This is a genomic window from Streptomyces sp. NPDC041200 (genome assembly GCF_055591805.1).
On the sequence record NZ_JBVIZF010000040.1, the window covers coordinates 31,674 to 51,762 of the forward strand.

19 protein-coding genes are annotated in these 20,089 nt (G+C 73.3%); 6 read left to right on the forward strand and 13 right to left on the reverse strand.

Translation table 11 applies throughout. The annotated features are described in order from the left end of the window. Positions 1 to 31 precede the first annotated feature (31 nt). Genes ACZ6CL_RS38025 through ACZ6CL_RS38045 form a run of 5 tightly spaced genes read right to left on the reverse strand, consistent with a single transcriptional unit; the run spans position 32 to position 5,120 of the window. Positions 32 to 1,558: a glutamate synthase subunit beta gene (locus ACZ6CL_RS38025; protein WP_468944868.1), complete on the reverse strand. Its 1,527-nt coding sequence runs from the start codon at positions 1,556 to 1,558 to the stop codon at positions 32 to 34. A 37-nt stretch (positions 1,559 to 1,595) separates the two neighbouring features. Then, positions 1,596 to 2,699, reverse strand: coding sequence for an NAD(P)H-dependent flavin oxidoreductase (locus ACZ6CL_RS38030; RefSeq protein WP_468944871.1), 1,104 nt, complete (start codon positions 2,697 to 2,699; stop codon positions 1,596 to 1,598). Beyond that, positions 2,699 to 3,433, reverse strand: coding sequence for a CoA-transferase subunit beta (locus tag ACZ6CL_RS38035; protein ID WP_468944873.1), 735 nt, complete (start codon positions 3,431 to 3,433; stop codon positions 2,699 to 2,701). The genes ACZ6CL_RS38030 and ACZ6CL_RS38035 overlap by 1 nt, the downstream gene beginning before the upstream one ends. Further along, the gene (locus tag ACZ6CL_RS38040; protein ID WP_468944876.1) at positions 3,430 to 4,299 is read right to left on the reverse strand and encodes a CoA transferase subunit A; all 870 of its coding nucleotides are present in this window, start codon (positions 4,297 to 4,299) and stop codon (positions 3,430 to 3,432) included. Before ACZ6CL_RS38040 ends, ACZ6CL_RS38035 begins: the two co-directional genes overlap by 4 nt. Continuing rightward, a complete protein-coding gene (locus ACZ6CL_RS38045) occupies positions 4,296 to 5,120 on the reverse strand; it encodes an enoyl-CoA hydratase family protein (protein WP_468944879.1) in 825 nt (274 codons plus the stop codon). Before ACZ6CL_RS38045 ends, ACZ6CL_RS38040 begins: the two co-directional genes overlap by 4 nt. An 85-nt stretch (positions 5,121 to 5,205) precedes the next feature. On the opposite strand from ACZ6CL_RS38045, the gene ACZ6CL_RS38050 reads away from it, so the two are divergent. Further along, entirely contained in the window at positions 5,206 to 6,027 is an 822-nt protein-coding gene (locus ACZ6CL_RS38050; protein ID WP_468944881.1) for an SDR family oxidoreductase, read from the forward strand. Next, positions 6,024 to 6,938 (forward strand): SDR family oxidoreductase, encoded by a 915-nt coding sequence (locus ACZ6CL_RS38055; RefSeq protein WP_468944884.1) that lies wholly within the window; start codon positions 6,024 to 6,026, stop codon positions 6,936 to 6,938. The genes ACZ6CL_RS38050 and ACZ6CL_RS38055 overlap by 4 nt, the downstream gene beginning before the upstream one ends. A 20-nt stretch (positions 6,939 to 6,958) precedes the next feature. Here the strand turns inward: ACZ6CL_RS38055 and ACZ6CL_RS38060 are convergent, their stop codons facing one another. The 6 genes from ACZ6CL_RS38060 to egtA all read right to left on the reverse strand — a co-directional run bounded on the left by ACZ6CL_RS38060 (position 6,959) and on the right by egtA (position 13,906). Further along, positions 6,959 to 8,035: a GDSL-type esterase/lipase family protein gene (locus ACZ6CL_RS38060; protein WP_468944887.1), complete on the reverse strand. Its 1,077-nt coding sequence runs from the start codon at positions 8,033 to 8,035 to the stop codon at positions 6,959 to 6,961. 42 nt (positions 8,036 to 8,077) lie between these two features. Beyond that, entirely contained in the window at positions 8,078 to 9,307 is a 1,230-nt protein-coding gene (locus tag ACZ6CL_RS38065) for a transglycosylase family protein (RefSeq protein ID WP_468944889.1), read from the reverse strand. A 242-nt stretch (positions 9,308 to 9,549) separates the two neighbouring features. After that, positions 9,550 to 10,515: an L-histidine N(alpha)-methyltransferase gene (gene egtD, locus ACZ6CL_RS38070; protein WP_468944892.1), complete on the reverse strand. Its 966-nt coding sequence runs from the start codon at positions 10,513 to 10,515 to the stop codon at positions 9,550 to 9,552. Beyond that, on the reverse strand, positions 10,512 to 11,267 hold the full coding sequence (gene egtC / locus ACZ6CL_RS38075) for an ergothioneine biosynthesis protein EgtC (protein WP_468944895.1): 756 nt from the start codon (positions 11,265 to 11,267) through the stop codon (positions 10,512 to 10,514). The genes egtD and egtC overlap by 4 nt, the downstream gene beginning before the upstream one ends. Positions 11,268 to 11,309: 42 nt before the next feature. Then, entirely contained in the window at positions 11,310 to 12,644 is a 1,335-nt protein-coding gene (egtB, locus tag ACZ6CL_RS38080) for an ergothioneine biosynthesis protein EgtB (RefSeq protein WP_468944897.1), read from the reverse strand. After that, positions 12,641 to 13,906, reverse strand: a complete 1,266-nt coding sequence (gene egtA / locus ACZ6CL_RS38085) for an ergothioneine biosynthesis glutamate--cysteine ligase EgtA (RefSeq protein ID WP_468944900.1) — start codon at positions 13,904 to 13,906, stop codon at positions 12,641 to 12,643. The genes egtB and egtA overlap by 4 nt, the downstream gene beginning before the upstream one ends. Positions 13,907 to 14,153: 247 nt before the next feature. On the opposite strand from egtA, the gene ACZ6CL_RS38090 reads away from it, so the two are divergent. The 4 genes from ACZ6CL_RS38090 to ACZ6CL_RS38105 all read left to right on the forward strand — a co-directional run bounded on the left by ACZ6CL_RS38090 (position 14,154) and on the right by ACZ6CL_RS38105 (position 17,913). Then, entirely contained in the window at positions 14,154 to 15,158 is a 1,005-nt protein-coding gene (locus ACZ6CL_RS38090) for an NADPH:quinone oxidoreductase family protein (RefSeq protein ID WP_468944903.1), read from the forward strand. Continuing rightward, positions 15,155 to 16,381: an acyl-CoA dehydrogenase family protein gene (locus ACZ6CL_RS38095; RefSeq protein ID WP_468944906.1), complete on the forward strand. Its 1,227-nt coding sequence runs from the start codon at positions 15,155 to 15,157 to the stop codon at positions 16,379 to 16,381. The genes ACZ6CL_RS38090 and ACZ6CL_RS38095 overlap by 4 nt, the downstream gene beginning before the upstream one ends. Next, positions 16,378 to 17,529: an acyl-CoA dehydrogenase family protein gene (locus ACZ6CL_RS38100; protein WP_468944909.1), complete on the forward strand. Its 1,152-nt coding sequence runs from the start codon at positions 16,378 to 16,380 to the stop codon at positions 17,527 to 17,529. The genes ACZ6CL_RS38095 and ACZ6CL_RS38100 overlap by 4 nt, the downstream gene beginning before the upstream one ends. A gap of 189 nt (positions 17,530 to 17,718) precedes the next feature. After that, positions 17,719 to 17,913, forward strand: a complete 195-nt coding sequence (locus ACZ6CL_RS38105) for a hypothetical protein (protein ID WP_009720740.1) — start codon at positions 17,719 to 17,721, stop codon at positions 17,911 to 17,913. Positions 17,914 to 17,956: 43 nt separating this feature from the next. Here the strand turns inward: ACZ6CL_RS38105 and ACZ6CL_RS38110 are convergent, their stop codons facing one another. Next, positions 17,957 to 19,345: a family 2B encapsulin nanocompartment shell protein gene (locus ACZ6CL_RS38110; RefSeq protein ID WP_468944912.1), complete on the reverse strand. Its 1,389-nt coding sequence runs from the start codon at positions 19,343 to 19,345 to the stop codon at positions 17,957 to 17,959. Positions 19,346 to 19,433: 88 nt separating this feature from the next. Beyond that, on the reverse strand, positions 19,434 to 20,089 hold a 656-nt coding region (locus ACZ6CL_RS38115), incomplete at its 5' end, for a family 2B encapsulin nanocompartment shell protein (protein ID WP_468944914.1).

The window sequence follows — 20,089 nt, forward strand, 5'->3', positions numbered from 1 at the left end:
ACGTTCCCTCAACCCCGGCCCGCGCCCCGGCTCACGCCGTCATGGGCCGGTCCGCCGGTCCGACCGGGGCCGGGAGCGCGGTGTCGCCCGCCAGGTAGCGGTCCACCGCGGCCGCCGCCGAGCGGCCCTCGGCGATCGCCCACACGATCAGCGACTGCCCGCGGCCCGCGTCGCCCGCCACGAAGACCCCCTCCCGGCCGGTCGCGAAACCGGCGTCCCGGGCGATGTTGCCGCGCGCGTCCAGCTCCAGGCCGAGCTGGTCGCACAGCCCGCCCTCCCGTTCCGGACCACTGAAGCCGAGCGCGAGCAGCACCAGATCGGCCCGCAGCACCCGCTCGCCGTGTCGTCCGTCCCCGGGCGCCTCCGCCCGCCCCCGCGGCCCCTCGGGAACGGCCTCGACCAGGCGCAGCGCCCGGACTCTGCCCTGCGGGCGCCCCGGGCCCGGCGCGTCCCCCTCGAAGCGAACGGTGGTGGCCGAGAACATCCGGGCGTCCACGTCCGCCTCCGGGGAGGCCGCCCGTTCCCGCGCCTCCTCGTGCGCGGCGGACATCCGGTAGATCTTGGGGTACGTGGGCCAGGGTTCTCCCTCCGCCCGCTCGTCGCCGGGCCGGGGGTGGATGTCCAGCTGGGTCACGGAGGCGGCGCCCTGCCGCAGCACCGTGCCCAGGCAGTCCGCGCCGGTGTCCCCGCCGCCGACGATGACCACGTGCTTGCCCTCGGCGGTGATCGGCGGCCGGTCGTAGTCGCCCTCCTGGACCCGGTTGGCCAGCGGCAGGAACTCCATCGCCTGGTGGATTCCGGCCAGCTCCCGGCCCGGCACCGGCAGTTCGCGCATGGCCCGCGCGCCCACCGCTATCACCAGCGCGTCATAGCGCGCCCTCAGCTCGGCGGCGTCCATGTCGGTGCCCACGCCCACGCCGGTACGGAACTTGGTGCCCTCCGCGCGCATCTGCCGCAGCCGCCGGTCCAGATGGTGCTTCTCCATCTTGAACGAGGGGATGCCGTACCGCAGCAGCCCGCCCACCCGGTCGTCGCGCTCGTACACCGCCACCGTGTGTCCCGCGCGGGTGAGCTGCTGGGCGGCGGCCAGCCCCGCGGGGCCCGAGCCGATCACGGCCACGGTCCGCCCCGACAGCCGCTCCGGCGGCTTGGGGACCGCGTAGCCGCTCTCCCAGGCCCGGTCGGCGATGGCGACCTCGACGTTCTTGATGGTCACCGCGGGCTGGTTGATCGCCAGCACACACGCGGCCTCGCAGGGCGCCGGGCACAGCCGCCCGGTGAACTCCGGAAAGTTGTTGGTCGCGTGCAGCCGCTCGCTCGCCCGCCGCCAGTCGTCCCGGGACACCAGATCGTTCCAGTCCGGGATGAGGTTCCCCAGCGGGCAGCCGTCATGGCAGAACGGGATCCCGCAGTCCATGCAGCGGTCCGCCTGCGCGGTGATGATCGGCAGCAGACCGCCGGGGACGTACACCTCGTCCCAGTCGCGCACCCGCTCGTCCACCGGGCGGCGCGGCGGAAGGCGGCGTGGTGTGGTGAGAAAGCCCTTGGGGTCGGCCATGACCTCCTCCAGTGCCCATGTCCTGGTCCGGCCGCTTTCACCCCACTGTACGGCCGCCGGGCATCCGGTCCAGGGCCTCGGCGGCCTCGGCCATGATCCGCTCCACCAGCTCCCCGCACGACGGCAGATCGTCGATCACCCCCGCCACCTGCCCGGAGGCCATCACACCGGTGTCGGTGCGGCCGTCCACCATCGCCGCCTTCAGCAGCATCGGGGTGTTCGCGGCCAGCAGCACCTGGCTCCAGGACAGTCCCGAGCCGCGCCGCATCGCCCGGCCGTCGCGCACCATGCGCGCCCAGCTCAGCCCGGACAGTCGCCGGAAGGCCGCCGCGTGGCGCACGGCGCGGACGAGGGAGGCGGCGCGCCCGGAGCGTTCCAGGGAGGCCACCAGCTCGCTGCGGAGCATCCGGTGTGGGAGCCCGTCCACCGCAGTGGTGACCGTGACGTCCGAGGCCGCCGCCGCCAGATAGCGGGCCTTCACCGCGGCCGGAACGGTGCTGTCGGAGGTCAGCAGGAAGCGGGTGCCCATGGCGACCCCGGCCGCCCCGTACGCGAGCGCCGCCACCAGACCGCGTCCGTCGTGGAAGCCGCCCGCGGCCACCACGGGGATGTCCACCGCGTCCACGACCTGGGGGAGCAGCACCGTGGTCGCCACCTCGCCGGTGTGGCCGCCGCCCTCGCCGCCCTGCACCACCACCGCGTCCGCGCCCCAGCCCGCCACCTTCTCGGCGTGCCGCCGGGCGCCCACGGACGGGATGACCACCACGCCCGCGTCCTTCAGCCGGGAGATCAGCTCGCGCTTGGGCGCCAGCGCGAAGGACGCCACCCGTACGCCCTCCTCGATGATGATCCGCACCCGCTCCGCGGCGTCCCCCGCGTCGGCCCGCAGATTGACGCCGAAGGGCGCCTCGGTGCGGGACGCGACCTCCCGCACCGCCGACCGCAGCCGCTCCGGGGACATGGTGGCGGAGGCGAGGATGCCCAGCGCCCCGGCGTCGGCGGCCGCCGAGACCAGCCGGGGTCCCGCCACCCACCCCATGCCCGTCTGGACGATCGGGTACCGGACGCCGGTGAGCCGGGTCAGCGCGGTGTCCATCGGCGCGGTGTCCATCCGTGCCGCGTGCGTCCGTGGCGCGTCCATCAGGGCCGTACCTCGCGCTCGCGCAGCCGCGCCGGATCGATGACCTCCCGGATCAACCGCAGCTCCTCGGCGGTCGGCTCCCGGGTGGCGGGAACGCCGTCGGCGATGACGAGCGGGAAGCCGGTCGCCTCCCGCACCCGCTCGGCGGACACGCCCGGGTGCAGGGAGCGCACCCGCATGGTGCGGCCGGGCGTCTCGAAGTCGAGCACCGCCAGGTCGGTCACCACCCGGGGGACGCGGTGGAAGCGGGTCGCGGAGGGGCCGGCGGCGGCGGCCCGGTCGTAGCCGACGCCGCACACCATGTCGACGCGCCCGACGAAGACGCGCGGGGAGTGCCGGGGCACCCAGTAACTCGTCGGATTGTTGAGGGTGTTGACGGGCGCTCCGCGTACGCCCAGCAGCTGCCGCCGCGGCCGCTTCCAGTCGCCGATGCAGGAGATGTTCTGGTTGCCGTGGGCGTCGAGCTGGCTCGCGCCCATCATCACATGGCGCTTTCCGCCCATGACCAGACCGAGGTGGCGGCGGTACGGCAGCCAGCCCTCCACGGTCTCGTCATCGGCGCCGACCAGCAGCGCCTCGCCGTCGCTGAGCAGCAGGTCGGGCGCGAAGGTGAGCCTGGCCAGCCGGGCGCCGAGCCGCGGTATGAGGCCCATCGGGGCGGCCAGCACCTCCCCGTCGCCCCGCCAGGCCTCGGCGCAGGCCAGCACGCAGTACTCGGCCCGGGTGACGGTCATAGCTCCGTGCCCTCCTTCGCGTACGCCGCGACCGCGGCCTGATAGGTGTCCTCGTCCCCCGCCAGGAAGCGCCGGGTGAACTCCCGCCAGGCCGCCGGGTCGGCGGCGGCCCGCGCGTACGCCCGCTGGAACGCCTCGTCCCGCCCGTAGTCGGGGGCGCAGGACGTGAAGTGTGCGCCGTGCGGAGTCTCGATCACGCCGGTCACCGCATGGCGCCCCACCAGCAGCGACTGCGGAGCGGCCGCCGCCAGGAACTCCGCAGGGGCGACGACGCGTTCGCAGGAGAGGTACGCCTGCTCCGCCGCCTCGCAGAACAGGTCGTCGAAGTACGGATCGGGACCCAGGTACTGGCCGTTGCCCTGCGTGTCCGCCCGGTTGAGGTGGACGAGCGCGACGTCCAGCCGCAGCGCCGGTACGGCCACCAGTTCCTCCCCGTCCTCGTACGGCGAGACCACCGTCCGCAGACCGGGGTTGACCGTCATCACGTCCGACCCGAGGCCCGCCCGTATCGGCAGGAAGGGAAGCCGGTGCACGGCCGCGGTCAGCCCCCACAGGAACATCGCCTCGTCCAGCTCCACCAGCTCGAAGTCCGCGTGCTCGCGCGCCGCACGGAAGTGCGGCTCCAGCGGGATCGAATCGAGCGTGGCGAAGGCCGTGACCAGCTTGCGGATCTTCCCGGCGGCGGCCAGCAGCCCGACGTCCGGCCCGCCGTACGAGACCACCGTCAGGTCGGTGACGTCCGAGCGCAGCAGTGCGCGCACCAGCGCCATCGGCTTGCGCCGGGAGCCCCAGCCGCCGATGCCGACCGTCATGCCGCTCTCGATCCGGCCGACGGCCTCCTCCGTGCTCATCCGCTTGTCGCTCATCGCCGCTCACCGCTTCCGGAGCCGAGGCCCGTCCCGGAGCCGAGGCCCGTCCCGGAACCGAGGCCGGTCCCGGCACCGGGCCCGCCCGAGACGAACGCGTCCCGGTGCTTGTCGGCGAGTCCCGCGAGATTCGCCTCGAAGGTGAAGCCCTGCTCGAAGCGGTAGCTGCGGTGGACGTCGACCGGGTCGATGCCGTTGATGGCCGCTTTGGCCAGGCGCAGCAGCGCGCCGTCCTTGGCGGCGATCTCCCGGGCCAGCTCCAGAGCGGCGTCCCGCAGCGCGGCGCGCGGCACCACCCGCCACACCGAGCCGTGCCGGTGCAGCTCCCCGGCGGTCGCGGTGCGCGAGGTGTAGTACAGCGCGCGCATCAGATGCTGGGGCACGAGCCGGGCCAGATGGGTGGCCGCGCCCAGCGCCCCCCGGTCCAGCTCCGGCAGTCCGAACGTCGCGTCCTCGGCCGCCACGATCGCGTCCGCGTTGCCCGCCAGGCCGATGCCGCCGCCGAGGCAGAAGCCGTGCACGGCGGCGACGACCGGCACCGGGCAGTCGTAGACGGCCGCGAACGCCGCGTGGCAGCCGTGGTTGGCGCCGATGAGCGCCCGGTGCCCCTCGGTGCGCTGCATCTCCTTGATGTCCACCCCCGCGTTGAACCCCCGGCCCTCGGCGGCCAGGACCACGCAGCGCGTCCCGGGGTCGGCGCCCGCGGCGCGCAGCGCGTCGGCCAGCTCGTACCAGCCGTGGACGGGAAGGGCGTTGACCGGTGGGAAGTCCACGGTGACGACGGCGACGCCCGCTTCGGGGGCGGAGGTGGAGACACCCATGAGCAGATCCGCTACCTTTCCACCAAACGTTTGTTAGGCGTGAAGGTAGCAGCGCCCGGCGCACAGCGGGAGGGCGAGAGGAGCCATGGCCCATTCGATCGACCTGTCCGGACGCGTCGCCGTCGTCACCGGCGGCACCCGTGGCGTCGGCGCGGGCATCGCCCGGGCCCTGCTCGCGGCCGGTGCCGACGTCGTGGTGTGCGCCCGCCGCCCGCCGGACGGCCCGGTCGCGGCCGACGGGCGGACGGCCCGTTTCCGGCCGCTGGACGTGCGGGCCCCGGCCGCCGTCGCAGACTTCTTCGCCTGGGTGAGCGAGACCTACGGCCACCTGGACATCCTGGTCAACAACGCCGGAGGCAGTCCCTACGGGCTGTTCGCCGAGTCCGGCCCGCGCCGCGCCGCACGGGTCGTCGAGCTGAACCTGATCGCGCCGATGACGGTCGCTCTCGGCGGCTACGAGGTGATGCGCGATCAGGAGGGCGGCGGATCGATGGTGATGATCGGCAGTGTCAGCGGCACCCGCCCCTCGCCGGGTACGGCCGCCTACGGCGCCGCCAAGGCGGGCCTGGACAGCCTCGCCCGCACCCTCGCCGTGGAATGGGCCCCCGCGATCCGGGTCAACACCCTGGTCCTCGGCATGGTCCACACCGAACTCGCGCATCTGCACTACGGCGACGAGACCGGCGTGGCCGCCGTCTCCCGCACCGTGCCGCTGGGCCGCCTCGCCACCCCGGCGGAGGCGGGCGAGGCCTGCGTCTTCCTCGCCTCGGACCTCGCCGCGTACATCACCGGCGCGAGCCTGGCCGTCCACGGCGGCGGAGAGCGCCCGGCGTTCCTGGCGGCGGCGCGGCCCCCGGCGGACGTACCGCCCTCAGGAGGAGCCCGAGAAGCAGGAGGAGCACGATGACAGGCATCTGCAGCGGACGCGTCGCCGTCGTCACCGGCGCCGGCCGCGGCCTCGGCCGGGCGCACGCGCTCGCCTTCGCCGCCGAGGGCGCGCGGGTCGTCGTGAACGACCTCGGCGTCGGCCCGGACGGCGGCGGTCAGTCCCCGGGCCCCGCCCAGGAGGTGGTCGAGGAGATACGCGCCCGGGGCGGCCAGGCCGTCGCCCACGGCGGCGACATCGCCACCGCCGACGGCGCGGCCTCCCTCATCGCCGCCGCGCTCGACACCTACGGCAGGCTCGACACCCTCGTGAACAACGCCGGTTTCCTGCGCGATCGCATGCTCGTCAACCTCGGCGGGGACGACTGGGACGCGGTCATCCGTGTCCACCTCAAGGGCCACTTCCTGCCGCTCCAGCACGCCGCCGCGCACTGGCGCGCCGAGGCGAAGGCGGGCCGGACGCCCACCGCGCGGGTGGTCAACACCAGCTCCGGGGCCGGGCTGCTGGGCAGCGTCGGCCAGGGCAACTACGCGGCCGCCAAGGCCGGGATCGTCGGCCTCACCCTCGTCGCCGCGGCGGAGATGGGCCGCTACGGGATCCAGGTCAACGCCATCGCCCCGGCGGCCCGCACCCGCATGACGGAGTCGACGTTCGCCGACACCATGGCGGCCCCTGACGAGCCCGGCGCGTTCGACGCGATGGCGCCCGGCAATGTCTCACCCCTCGTCGTCTGGCTCGGCTCCGCCGCCTGCGCCGGGGTCACCGGACGGGTCTTCGAGGCCGAGGCCGGGCGCATCACCGTCATGGAGGGCTGGCGGCCCGGGCCGACCGCCGACAAGGGCGCCCGCTGGACCCCGGCCGAAGCGGGCGAGGCCGCGACGAAGCTGCTCGCCGCCGCCGAGCCGCCGGGGACGGTGTACGGGGCGTCCTGACGCAGCCGGCATACGCCCCCTCAGGGCACGCATCCGGCCCGCCGCAGCACCGTCAGAAACCGGGAGGCGAAGACGGAGTGGCCATCGGCCGAGGGGTGCAGCCGGTCCAGCCCCTCCGGCTCCAGCAGCAGCCGCGTACAGCCGGGTCCGAATACCTGCGGGCCGTGGACGTAGTGCAGGTTCGCGTCGCCGTGGTCGCGCAGCAGCGTGACGGCCCGCCGCATGTGCGCCCGGCACTCGCGCAGCGTCATCCCCGAGGGCCCGGGCACCTCCTCCCGCTCGGGCGCGGTGATGGTCGACATCACGGCGAACGGGGTGTCCGGATGCCCCTCCCGTACGGTGCGCACGAAACCGACGAGCGCTGAGGCGAGCGCGTCGCGGTTGTGGCTGCCGAGCGCCTGGATGTTGATCCCGACGCAGACGGTGAGCAGTTCGGCCGGGAGGTCCCGCATCAGCCCCGCCGTCATCGGCTGGTGGGAGGAGGCGGCGCCGAGGGCCAGCGAGGTCAGGTCCCAGCCGGCGCGGCGGGCCACGAGGGCGGCCCAGGTGCGGCTCGGCGACGCGGCCCCGCGCCCCTGCGAGATGGAGCTGCCGAAGTGGACCCAGCGCGGCCGCTGTTCCGCGCTGTCGCGCTCGACGGCGGCGCCCGCGTCCAGAGACAGCCCCCGCAGCCGGAACTGGTGGTAGTACGGCAGCCACAGCTCGACGGTCGTCATGTGCCCCGGCAGCCCGTCGATCCGGATCTCCGCGTCCCCGCCGTGGGTCTCCAGGCCGACCGTCGCCGTGCGCCGCCCGTCGCACACCACGTCCAGCCGGACCCGCTCCTCGGGGCCGTTCAGCTTCGGCGGGGGATCGGCCTGGTAGCGGCAGACGAGCGAGGCGCTGTCGGTGCGCAGGGTCACCCGCACCCCGGACGGCATGGCGGCCCGCCCCAGCCCGCCCTCGGGGAGGTACAGCGCGGCGTCCTCATGCGGCAGCCGCCAGGGCGCGGTCCAGCCGGGGCCGCGCTCACGGGACACCGCGCCCCGGTAGGTCAGGCGAGGGTCGTCGTCACCGATGTCGGGCGGGGCGTGCCGATCGTGCGGGGGCGGGGACATGGGCGGGGAGTCTGGCACGCCCCACTGACAATTGAACGCCGGTCAGATGCTGATGCCGCGGGCGCGCAGATAGCTCAGCGGGTTGATGTCCGAGCCGTAGGCGGGCCCGGTGCGCACCTCGAAGTGCAGATGCGGGCCGGTGGTGTTCCCGGTCGAGCCCGAACGGCCGATCTGCTGGCCGACGTTGACGCCCTGGCCGGCGCGCACCGACAGCTGCGACAGATGCGCGTACTGGCTGTACTTGCCGTCCGGGTGCCGGATGATCACCTCGTAGCCGTACGCGTCCGCCCAGCCCGCCGAGATCACCTGGCCCGTGGCGACGGCCTTCACCGACGTGCCGACCCCCACCGGGAAGTCGACGCCGGTGTGATGGCCGCTCGACCAGCTGGACCCGGACGCGCGGTAGGAGGTGGTCGGGCTGACACCGCTCACCGGAGCGGTGAAGCCGGTGGTGGACGCGGGCTTCGCGGCGGGCTTGCTCGCGCGCCGCTCGGTGCGGTGCGGCGCGGCCTCCGCCTTCGCCTTGGCCTCGGCTCTGTGCTTGGCCCGGGGCTTCGCCTCGGGCTTGGTCTTCGCCTCGGGCTTGGCCTGGGCTTCCGGCGTGGTCTTGGTGACGCGCAGGGAGAGCTTCTGGCCGGGGTAGATCAGATCCGGGTCGGAGCCCACCGTCGCGCGGTTGCTCTCGTACAGCGCGTGCCAGCCGCCGCGCACATCCTGCGCGTCGGCGATCCGGGACAGCGTGTCGCCGCCCACGACCACATAGGGCCCGGACTTCGTGGTCGCGTTGCCCGGCAGGCTGGTGGGCGTCGGCTTGCTCGCCCGGACCCGCTCGGCGGTCGCGCGCTCCTTGGCCGCCGTCTGGACGACCTTCGGCGCGCTCTGCGGCGCTGCGCTGTCCTGCCCCAGACCGGCCTTCCCCGAACACACCGGCCACGCCCCCGGCCCCTGGCCGTCGAGCACCTTCTCGGCGACGGCGATCTGCTGGGCCTTGGTGGCCAGATCGGCCCGCGCCGCGTAGGCCGTGCCGCCGTACGCCTCCCAGGTGCTCTGGGTGAACTGCAGCCCGCCGTAGAAGCCGTTTCCGCTGTTGATGTCCCAGTTGTTGGTGGACTCGCACTGGGCGACCTTGTCCCAGGTCTCGCTGGACGCGGCGTTCGCGCCCGCAGCGGCGACGAGAGGGAGTGCGATTCCGGCGCCGCCCGCCGTGACGCTCAGCGAGGCACGGGAGATGCGGTTGGGCTTGTAACGGCGGTGGCGTCCCCGTAAGGGCATGGACGGCTCCTTCTCCTGCTGCCTGTGAGGTGCTGCCCGTGAGGCGGGCTGCCAAAGCGGGCTAAACATAAGGGGACCGATTTGGCCACAACAAGAGGGAGTTCACACCGAAAAAGGGTCACAGCGCGCTGTGCTGCGACCCTCTTCCGGCAATGTGATGTGCATCACATAGATTCAGTCGGTGGTTCAAGCAGAACACAGGGTGACGATGACGCCTTGCTGTATCCCACCAGCCCCATACGTCACATCCGTACCGCCAGCGACAGCGCGAAGCGGCCCGCGGTGTCGGTCCACCAGCGCCGCGACTCCAGCCCCGCGGCGGCCAGTTCGGTCCGCACCTTCTCCTCCCGGAACTTCGCGGACACCTCGGTGCGGACCTCCTCCCCGGCCGTGAAGGACACCGCGAGATCCAGCGCCGGGATCTTCACGGTGAGGTCCTTGCGCGCCCGCAGCCGCATCTCGATCCACTCCCGCTCGGCGTCCCACACCGCCACATGGTCGAAGTCCGCGGGGTCGAGGTCGGCGCCCAGTTCGCGGCCGAGGACCCGAAGCACGTTCTTGTTGAACTCCGCGGTGACGCCCTGCGCGTCGTCATACGCGGCGACGAGCGTGGCCTCGTCCTTGACCAGGTCCGTCCCGAGCAGCAGCGCGTCACCCGGCGACAGCAGGGCGCTCACCGAGGCCAGGAACTCCGCCCGCTCGGGCGGCAGCAGATTGCCGATCGTGCCGCCGAGGAACGCCAGCAGCCGCGGCCCCGGAACGTCCTCGGGCAGCGAGAGCCCGCCGAGGAAGTCGGCGACCAGCGCGTGCACCCGCAGCCCCGGATGGTCGGCGAGCAGGGCGCGCCCGGCCAGCTCCAGCGCGCTCTCGCTGACATCCACCGGTACGTAGGCGTCCAGATCCGGCAGTGCGTCGATCAGATGACGGGTCTTCTCGGAGGAGCCCGATCCCAGCTCGATCAGGGTGCGGGCGCCGGTGGCGTCCGCGATCTCCGCCGCGCGCGCGATCAGGATCTCCCGCTCCGCGCGTGTCGGGTAGTACTCGGGCAGCCGGGTGATCTCCTCGAAGAGTTCGCTGCCGCGCGCGTCGTAGAACCACTTCGGCGGCAGCTGTTTGGGGGTGCGGGCCAGCCCGTCGGTGACATCGGCGCGCAGGGCCGCGGCCGTGGCGTCGGCGGGCAGGGTGCGGGTGACCGTGAAGGGGCTCACGCGGAACCCTCCTTGAGTGCGGTGAGAAGTACATCGGTGCGGGTGGCGGTGAGCAGCGTGCGGTCGGGAACCTCGGTCCAGCGAGGATCGTCGTCGTACGGCTCGGAGGCGACCACGACGGCACGGTCCGGTCCTGTCAGGTACCAGAGGGTGTCGCCCCAGGCGGTGGCGGCGATCGTCTCCCCGTCCATGAGCAGCAGGTTGAGCCGCGAACCGGGTGCGGCGGCGGCCACCGCCTCGGTGGTCCGGGCCAGCGCCTCGGACAGCTCGTGCCCGAGCCGCAGCGCGTGCAGCGTCAGCGCCCAGACGAGCGCCGAGTCGCAGCGCGCCTCCAGACCGAGCAGATCGGCGGGCGGCAGGGACGCGGCGAGCCCCGCGAGCGTGTGCGGCCAGCCGCTGATGGCCCCGTTGTGGCTGAACAGCCAGGCGCCGGAGGCGAAGGGCGAGGCGCCCGCCTCGCCGTCGGCGCTCGCCACGGTGGCGTCCCGCACGGCGCCCATCAGTGCCCCGGTCCGTACCACCCGGGCGAGATCGGCGAACGACAGATCGCCCCAGATGGGCCCCGCGCGCCGGTAGCGCGCGGGCACCGGGTCGCCCGGGGCGTACCAGCCGACGCCGAACCCGTCGGCGTTGACAGTGCCGTGCGCCTGCCGCCGCGGCGCCCATGACTGCGTGAACAAGCTGTGCTCGGGCGCGATGACGACCTCGCCGATGGGCCTGTCGGGCCCCAGGTACGCCAGATGCCTACACACCGGCGCCCCCGGTGCGCCGGTGCGTGTTCGTACGGCGCGCGCTCATTCCGCCTCCGCCGGGGACGCGTCGCGGGCGGTACGGAAGCCCGAGAAGATCTGGCGGCGCACCGGCAGATCCCAGTTGCGGAACGTGCCGCGGCAGGCGACCGCGTCCACGGCGAACGAGCCGCCGCGCAGCACCTTGTACGCGGGCCCGAAGAAGACCTTCGAGTACTCGGGGTACGGGAAGACGGTGAACCCCGGGTAGGGCAGGAAGTCGCTCGACGTCCACTCCCACACGTCCCCGATCAGCTGCCGTACGCCCAGCGCCGACGCGCCCCGCGGATAGCTTCCCGCCGGTGCGGGCCGCAGATGGCGCTGGCCGAGGTTGGCGTGGTCGGGGGTGGGGTCCGCGTCGCCCCACGGGTAGCGGCGGGACCGGCCGCTGGCCGGATCGTGGCGGGCGGCCTTCTCCCACTCCTCCTCGGTGGGCAGCCGGCGCCCTGCCCAGCGGGCGTAGGCGTCCGCCTCGTACCAGCTCACATGGAGCACCGGCTCGTTCGGTGGCACCGGCTCGGTCACCCCGAAGCGGCGGCGCAGCCACTGGCCGCCCTCGCGCCGCCAGAACAGCGGGGCGCTCATGCCGTGCTCCTGGACGTACGCCCAGCCCTCGGTGGTCCACCAGCGCCGCTCGGTGTAGCCGCCGTCGGCGATGAAGTGCGCGTAGGCGCCGTTGGTCACCGGGGTGGTGTCGATGAAGAACGGCGGCACCAGCCGGTGGTGCGCGGGGCGCTCGTTGTCCAGCGCCCAGGGCTCGGACGAGGTGCCCATGGTGAACGGGCCGCCGGGGACCAGCACCTCGTCCGGCAGGGGACCGCCGGAGGTGTCGGGCGGCGACGGGGCGGTGAGGGCGGCCGGGCCGCGGCGCAGCTGATGGGTGATGAGCATCGTCTCGTCGTGCTGCTGCTCATGCTGCGCGATCATGCCGAAGGCGAAGGCCGCGTCGAGCAGCGGGGCGCCGCGCAGCTCGGTCCGCTCCAGGACGTCGAGCACCCGGTCGCGTACGTCCGTGACATAGCCGCGGGCCTCGGCGGGCGGCAGCAGCGGTAGCGAGGGGCGCGCCGAGCGTGGATGCTCGAACGCGTCGTACACCGAGTCGATCTCGGGGCGCAGCGCGTCCTGTCCGCCGACGGCGCGCAGCAGCCATTGCTCCTCCTGGTTGCCGATGTGTGCCAGGTCCCAGACCAGCGGCGACATCAGGGGGGAATGCTGGGCGGTGAGGTCGTTCTCGTCCACGCAGGTGGTGAGGGTGTGGGTACGGTCGCGCGCGGTGCGCAGAACCGTTTCGGCGCGCTGTCGCAGCGCCTCGGGGTCGAGTGCGGGGCCGGAAGCGGTCATGACCGTTCCTCCTTCCCGGGAAGGGGGGTGAGTACGTCGTCGGCCGGACATCGGCCGCGGGCGACATACCGGTCGGCGAAGTCGGCGACGGCAGATACGACGGCGGGGGAGGCCCCGATCCGGGGCAGCGCCTCCAGCGCCGTGGCGAAGCAGGCCACGGCGGCGGCGCGCAGCTCGGGGTCGGTCAGGGCGTGACGGGACGCCGTCATCCACAGCGGATTGCAGGGTGCGGGCCGGGCGCCCGCCGTCTCGGCGAGCGGCTTCACCACGCGGTAGACGGTCTCCGCGGCCTGCGGGTCGTCGAAGAGCGCCACGGTCACGGCGAGGGGCACGATCCACCCGTCGTCGCCGCTCTGGGCGTCGATCATGCGCAGTTCGAGGTGGCCGCGCGGGCGGACGGGCGGAAAGAGGGTGGAGACATGGAAGTCGAGATCGTCCTGGGTGGGCGGCCGCGGCAGACCGGTGCGGGCCCACTGACGGAAGGTGAGGCCGTCCGGTATCGCCCAGCGCGTGCTGTCGTCCCGGATGGCCATCACGGGCGCGTCCAGCACATATCCGGTCCAGGCGGTGCGGGGGTCCCGGCCGTCGGGCGGGGCCAGCGTGCGCCCGGGGTCCATCGCCGACCACAGCGCCTGCCGGGTGGAGCGGAAGCCGGTCGGGCGGCCTTCGCGCAGCGGAGAGTTGGCGAACGCGGCGGTCAGCACGGCGCCCAGTAGATGGGCCAGCCGCCAGCGCCGCCCGAGGCCCAGCGGACCGGGCTCTTCCTGTCCGGCGTCCACACAGACCTGTACGGAGGCGGTGTTGCACATCATGGAGCGCCCCGCCGGCCCGCGGCGGTTGAAGTAGGTCTCCATGGAGTCGTAGCGGGGTGTGGCGAGGATCCTGCGCGGCGGGCGCCATGGGTCGTGTCCATGGCCTGCGATGCCGAGGCCCAGCTCGGCGAGGAGCGCGCGGACGAGGACCAGATCGGCGGCGGCGGACTCCACGCACGCGGTGAGGGAGTCGGCCGGGAGGGAGCTGAGCTCCAGCTGGCCGCCGGGTTCGAAGGTGAGCGCGGAGGTGAGGCGCAGTCCGCGCAGGGCGGTGACCGCGGCTTCCAGCCGGGCCGCCTCGACGGGTCGTGCGGGGTCGTGCGGGTCGTACATGAGCCATTCGAGTTCGACGCCGATGCGTCGCGGAGGACCGGTCTTGAAACAGATCCCGTGGAGTCTGGCCTCCATCTCGGCCTCGTCGATCGCCTTACTGTCGGGCACAGTCGTCATCTCCCGTCCCGTTCCGGCTGTCGGATCGCTGCGATAGGAACCGATATGTCGCCGCCCACTCTTGTCTGTCGAGGTCCCGGGCTCAAGGGTGCCTCCAGAGTTGCACAAGAGTTCACCGCGCGCCGGGCGGGGAAGGCAGGATGGCTGAAGCCCCGGTACGAGCCGGTTCCCCTGCTCGTACCGACTGGTTAGTATGTGCGCCCCGACGCGTTTCACGCCCCTACCGACAGCTTCTGGAGGCCACCGGATGCAGGCATGGCGAGTGCACGATAATGGCGAGCCGCGTGAGGTGATGCGCCTCGACGACGTGCCGGATCCGGTGGCGGGCCCCGGGCAACTGCTGCTGCGGGTCCGGGCCGTCGACGTCAACTTCCCGGACGCCCTGCTGTGCCGCGGCCACTACCAGGTACGGCCGCCCATGCCGTTCACCCCGGGCGTCGAGGTGTGCGGCGAGGTCGTCGCCGTCGGCGAGGGGGCGCAGGGCCAGGTGGGCGCGCGCGTCCTGGCCACCCCCACGCTCCCCGCGGGCGGCTTCGCCGAGTACGTGACCGTCGACGCGGCCACCGTGCTGCCCGCGCCGGACGCCCTGGACGACGCCCAGGCCGCGGCCCTGCACATCGGCTACCAGACGGGCTGGTTCGGCCTGCACCGCCGGGCCGGGCTGCGGGCCGGCGACACGCTGCTGGTGCACGCCGCCGCGGGCGGCGTCGGCAGCGCCGCCGTGCAGCTCGGCAAGGCGGCCGGGGCACGGGTGATCGGGGTCGTCGGAGGCGAGGACAAGGTCCGGGTCGCCCGTGAACTGGGCTGCGACGTGGTGCTCGACCGGCGCGGCGACGACATCGTGGCCGCCGTCAAGGAGGCCACCGGCGGACGCGGCGCCGACGTCGTCTACGACCCGGTCGGCGGCGACGCCTTCGCCCAGTCCGTCAAGTGCATCGCGTTCGAGGGCCGGATCGTGGTGGTCGGCTTCGCCAGCGGCGTCGTACCGCAGGCCGCCCTCAACCACGCCCTGGTCAAGAACTACGCCATCCTCGGCCTCCACTGGGGCCTCTACAACACCTACGACCCGGCCGCGATCCGCGCCTGCCACGACGAGCTGACCAAGCTCGCCGCCCAGGGCACCGTCAAACCGCTGGTCAGCGAGCGGGTGCCGCTGGAGGGGGCCGCCGACGCCGTCCAGCGCGTCGCCGACGGCGTGACCACCGGCCGCGTCGTGGTCGTACCCGGACAGCCCGCGGGAGGCGCCCGATGAGCACCCCCGAGAACACCTCCCTGGATTCCCCGGCCTCCACCCCCGTGGACACCGACGGGCTGCGGCGCCGCACCCGCGCCCTCCTCGACGCCCACCCACCGGCCACCACCGACCCGCTGGAGTTCCTGCGCGCCCGCTTCGACGCCGGGCTCGCCTGGGTGCACTACCCGGTGGGGCTGGGCGGCCTCGACGCACCCCGCTCGCTCCAGGCCGTCGTGGACGCCGAACTCGACGCCGCCGGAGCGCCCGACAACGACCCCCGTCGCATCGGCATCGGCCTCGGCATGGCCGCGCCCACCATCCTCGGCTTCGGCACCGACGAGCAGCGGCAGCGGCTGCTGCGCCCGCTGTGGACCGGCGAGGAGGTGTGGTGCCAGCTGTTCAGCGAGCCCGGCGCCGGTTCCGACCTCGCCGCACTCGCTACCCGGGCGGTGCGCGACGGCGACGACTGGGTGGTCGACGGCCAGAAGGTCTGGACGTCCAGCGCCCACCTCGCCCGCTGGGCCATCCTCATCGCCCGCACCGACCCCGACCTGCCCAAGCACCGCGGCATCAGCTACTTCGTCTGCGACATGACCGACCCCGGGGTCGAGGTCCGGCCGCTGCGCCAGATCACCGGCGAGGCCGAGTTCAACGAGGTCTTCCTGACCGGTGTGCGCATCCCCGACAGCGCCCGCCTCGGCGAGATCGGCGAGGGCTGGCGGGTCGCCCAGACCACCCTGATGAACGAGCGCGTCGCCATCGGCGGCGGCCGCGTCCCCCGCGAGGGCGGCATGATCGGCCTGGTCTCCGGGACCTGGCGCGACCGCCCCGAACTGCGGACCCACGATCTGCACCAGCGGCTGCTGCGGCTGTGGGTGGACGCCGAGGCCGCCCGGCTCGCGGGCGAGCGGCTGGGCCAGCAGCTGGCGGTCGGACAGCCCGGCCCCGAGGGCTCGGCCATGAAGCTCGCCTTCGCCCGGCTCAACCAGGAGATCAGCGCGCTGGAGGTCGAACTGCTGGGAGAGGAGGGCCTGCTCTACGACGACTGGACGCTGCGCCGCCCCGAACACGTCGACTTCACCGGACGCGAGGCGGGCTACCGCTATCTGCGCGCCAAGGGCAACTCCATCGAGGGCGGCACCTCCGAGGTCCTGCTCAACATCATCGCCGAACGCGTCCTGGGCCTGCCGCCCGAGCCGCGGACCGACAAGGACGTCCCGTGGAAGGATCTGCCCCGATGAGCACCCCGGACCTGCTCTACACCGAGGCCGAGGACGATCTGCGCGCGGCCGTGCGGTCGCTGCTCACCGACCGCTGCCCGCCCGGCGCCGTGGTCTCCGAGGCCGAGAACGGCCGGGCGTACGACCCGGGGCTGTGGCGCTCCCTGGGCGGCGAGATGGGCACGGCGGGGCTCCTCGTGCCCGAGAAGCTCGGCGGCCAGGGCGCCACCGCTCGCGAGGCGGCCGTCGTGATGGAGGAGCTGGGCCGGGCCGTCGCCCCCGTGCCGTACCTCACCAGCGCCGTCCTCGCGGTCAGCGCCGTGCTGGGCTGCGACACCGGTGAGGACGGGGTGGCGCGGCTGCTCGGCGCCCTCGCCGACGGCCGTACGGTCGGTGCGCTGGCGGTTCCTGCGGCCACCACGCCCGGAGCCACCACGCCCAGTGGCTCCGTCCCGGCCGTGACCGTACGGGTGGATGGCGACGGGACGCTCAGCGGCCGGATCGGCCATGTCGCGGGCGCGGCGGGCGCCGATGTGCTGCTTGTCCCCGCCGAGGGGCCGGACGGATACGGCCTGTACGCCGTCGAGACCACGGAAGCCAGCGTCTCCGTGGAGCCCCTGACCTCGCTCGACCTGACCCGGCCCATCGCGGCGGTGACCCTCACCGGTGCCCCCGCGCGCCGACTGGCCGGGTCCGGCCGCGCGGAGGCCGCCGTCGTACGGGCGCTGCTGACCGGCGCCGGACTGCTCGCGTCCGAGCAGCTGGGCGTGGCCGAGTGGTGTCTGACCGAGACCGTCCGCCACACCAAGGAGCGCCATCAGTTCGGCCGCCCGGTCGGGTCGTTCCAGGCCCTCAAGCACCGGATGGCGGCGCTCTACCTGGAGCTGGTCTCGGCCCGCGCCACCGCCCGGCACGCCGCCGACGCGCTGGCCGCCGACAGCCCGGACATCCCGGTCGCGGTGGCCGTGGCGCAGGCGTACTGCGGGCAGGTGGCGGTGCACGCGGCTGAGGAGTGCGTGCAGCTGCACGGCGGCATCGGCATGACCTGGGAGCACCCGGCGCACCTCTACCTCAAGCGGGCCAAGAGCGCCGAGACCCTGCTCGGCACCCCGGGCCGCCACCGCGAGGCGCTCGCCGCCCTGGTGGACCTCCCCGCGCCCACGGTCTGACGAGCGATCCGTCGGCGCCCGGCGAATCCGCCCCGCTGAGGGCCGCGTTCACCGGGCGCCACGGTCCCCCGGAGGTCGAACGGGAGATCGGCACTCGTGTGGAGTACCCGCTTCGAGGGGATTCAGGATGATTCTGGGCCACACTGACGGCCGGATCCCGATCCCCTGAAGCGGCCCAGGAGGCTCCCCATGGCCATTTCGATCTCCGTGGTCCTGCTCCTGCTGATCCTGGCGGTGGTCTTCCTGCGCAGCGGCGGGCTGCGCGTCTCACATGCTCTGGTCTGCGTCACGCTGGGCTTCTACCTGGCGAGCAGCAGCATCGCGCCGACCATCTCCGAGGGCCTGTCCGCGACCGCGGACGTCGTCAGCAGCGTCCGCCCCTGACCGGCGCCCGCCGGCCGCGTTTCGCCGTGACCCCGGCGACCGCTCAGCGGCCGATCTCGACGTCCTCCAGCACGCCCAGGGCGTCGGGCACCAGAACCGCCGCCGAGAAGTAGGCGCTCACCAGATACGACGTCACGGCCTGTTCGTTGATGCCCATGAACCGGACGTTGAGGCTGGGCTCGTACTCGTCGGGGATGCCGGTCTGGTGCAGACCGATCACGCCCTGGCTCTCCTCGCCGGTGCGCATCGCGAGGATCGAGCTGGTGCCGGACTCGCTCACCGGGATCTTGTTGCAGGGCAGCAGCGGGACCCCGCGCCAGGCGCGCACCGCGATTCCCGCCACCTCGGCGCCCTGCGGATACAGCCCCCGGCTGCTGCACTCGCGGCCGAAGGCGGCGATGGTGCGCGGATGCGCCAGCAGATACTGCGTCTTGCGGCGCCGGGCCAGCAGCTCGTCCAGATCGTCCGGGGTGGGCGGGCCGCTGCGGGTGTGGATGCGCTGGGAGAGGGCGGCGTTGTGCAGCAGACCGAACTCACGGTTGTTGACGAGTTCGTGCTCCTGGCGTTCGCGCAGCGCCTGGATGGTCAGCTTGAGCTGTTCCTCGACCTGGTTCATCGGTTCGTTGTAGAGGTCGGCGACGCGGGTGTGGACGCGCAGGATCGTCTGGGCGACGCTCAGCTCGTACTCGCGCGGCTTCAGCTCGTACTCCGCGAACGTGCCCGCCAGCGTCGGCTCCCCCGTATGGCCGGAGGCGACCGCGATATCGGCCTCGCCCCGCCGGTTCTGCGCGGGCTCGGTCCGCCCGGACGCCTCCCGCAGATGGACGCGCAGCGCCTCGGACCGGTCGGCGGTCTCCTGGAAGAGGCGGCGGGGGAGGGTGAGCACCGTGGTCCGGGTGACGGCCCGCGCGGTGAACTCCCAGGTGCCCTCCGGCCCGGTGAGCACCGAGTCGCCGAAGTACTCCCCGTCGGCCAGCAGCCCCAGTGCCGTGCCCTCGTCGTACGCCCCGGGCGCGATCTGCCGGACCTTGCCGTGGGCGATGAGGTATACCTGATCGGCGGGGCGGCCCGCCTCGACCAGCACATCACCGGGTGCGTACTCCCGCTGCACACAGCCGTCGGCCAGCGCCTCCAGCACCGCGGTGTCGCCGAAGCCGCGCAGCGTCGGCAGCTCACCCAGCTCCGGCGGAATCACCCGCACCTCGGATCCGGTGCTGACGAACTCGATCCGTCCGTCCCCGACCGTGTAGCTGAGCCGCCGGTTCACCCGGTACGTACCGGCCGAGACCTGGACCCAGGGCAGCACGCGCAGCAGCCACCGGGAGGAGATGGCCTGCATCTGCGGGACGGACTTGGTCGTGGTCGCCAGATTCCGGGCGGCGGCCGTTCCCAGGCTCAGCGGCTGCTCACCGGACTCCACGGAGGTGGACATCTGTGTTCATCACCCATTTCTGTAGGGGGGTGTTACGGGCGTTACGGGAAGGCGATACGAGCGGCCGGGGGGTGCGGCCGCCGCGCCGTCAGAGTCCGATTTCCACGTTCTCCAGGATTCCGAGCGCGTCCGGGACGAGGACGGCCGCGGAATAGTAGGCGCTCACGAGGTACGAGATGATCGCCTGGTCGTTGATTCCCATGAAGCGGACGGAAAGGCTCGGCTGGTATTCATCCGGAATTCCGGTCCGGTGGAGGCCGATGACGCCCTGGTTCTCCTCGCCGGTGCGCAGCGCCAGGATCGAGCTGACCCCGTTGCGGGTCACCGGAATCTTGTTGCACGGGAGGATGGGCACCCCGCGCCAGGCCGGAACCGCGTGCCCGTTCAGCTCCGCGTGCTGTGGGACGATCCCCCGGCTGTTCAGCTCCCGGCCGATGGCCGCGATGGCCCGCGGGTGGGCCAGGATCAGCCCGGGGTCCTTCCAGACGGTGGCCAGCAGCGCGTCGAGGTCGTCGGGGGTGGGCGGGCCGCCGCGGGTGTGGATGCGCTGGGAGAGGTCGGCGTTGTGCAGCAGGCCGATGTCGGGGTTGTTGACCAGTTCGTGCTCCTGGCGCTCGCGCAGCGCCTCGATGGTCAGCCGGAGCTGCTGCTCGACCTGGTTCATCGGTTCGTTGTAGAGGTCGGCGACGCGGGTGTGGACGCGCAGGATCGTCTGGGCGACGCTCAGCTCGTACTCGCGCGGCT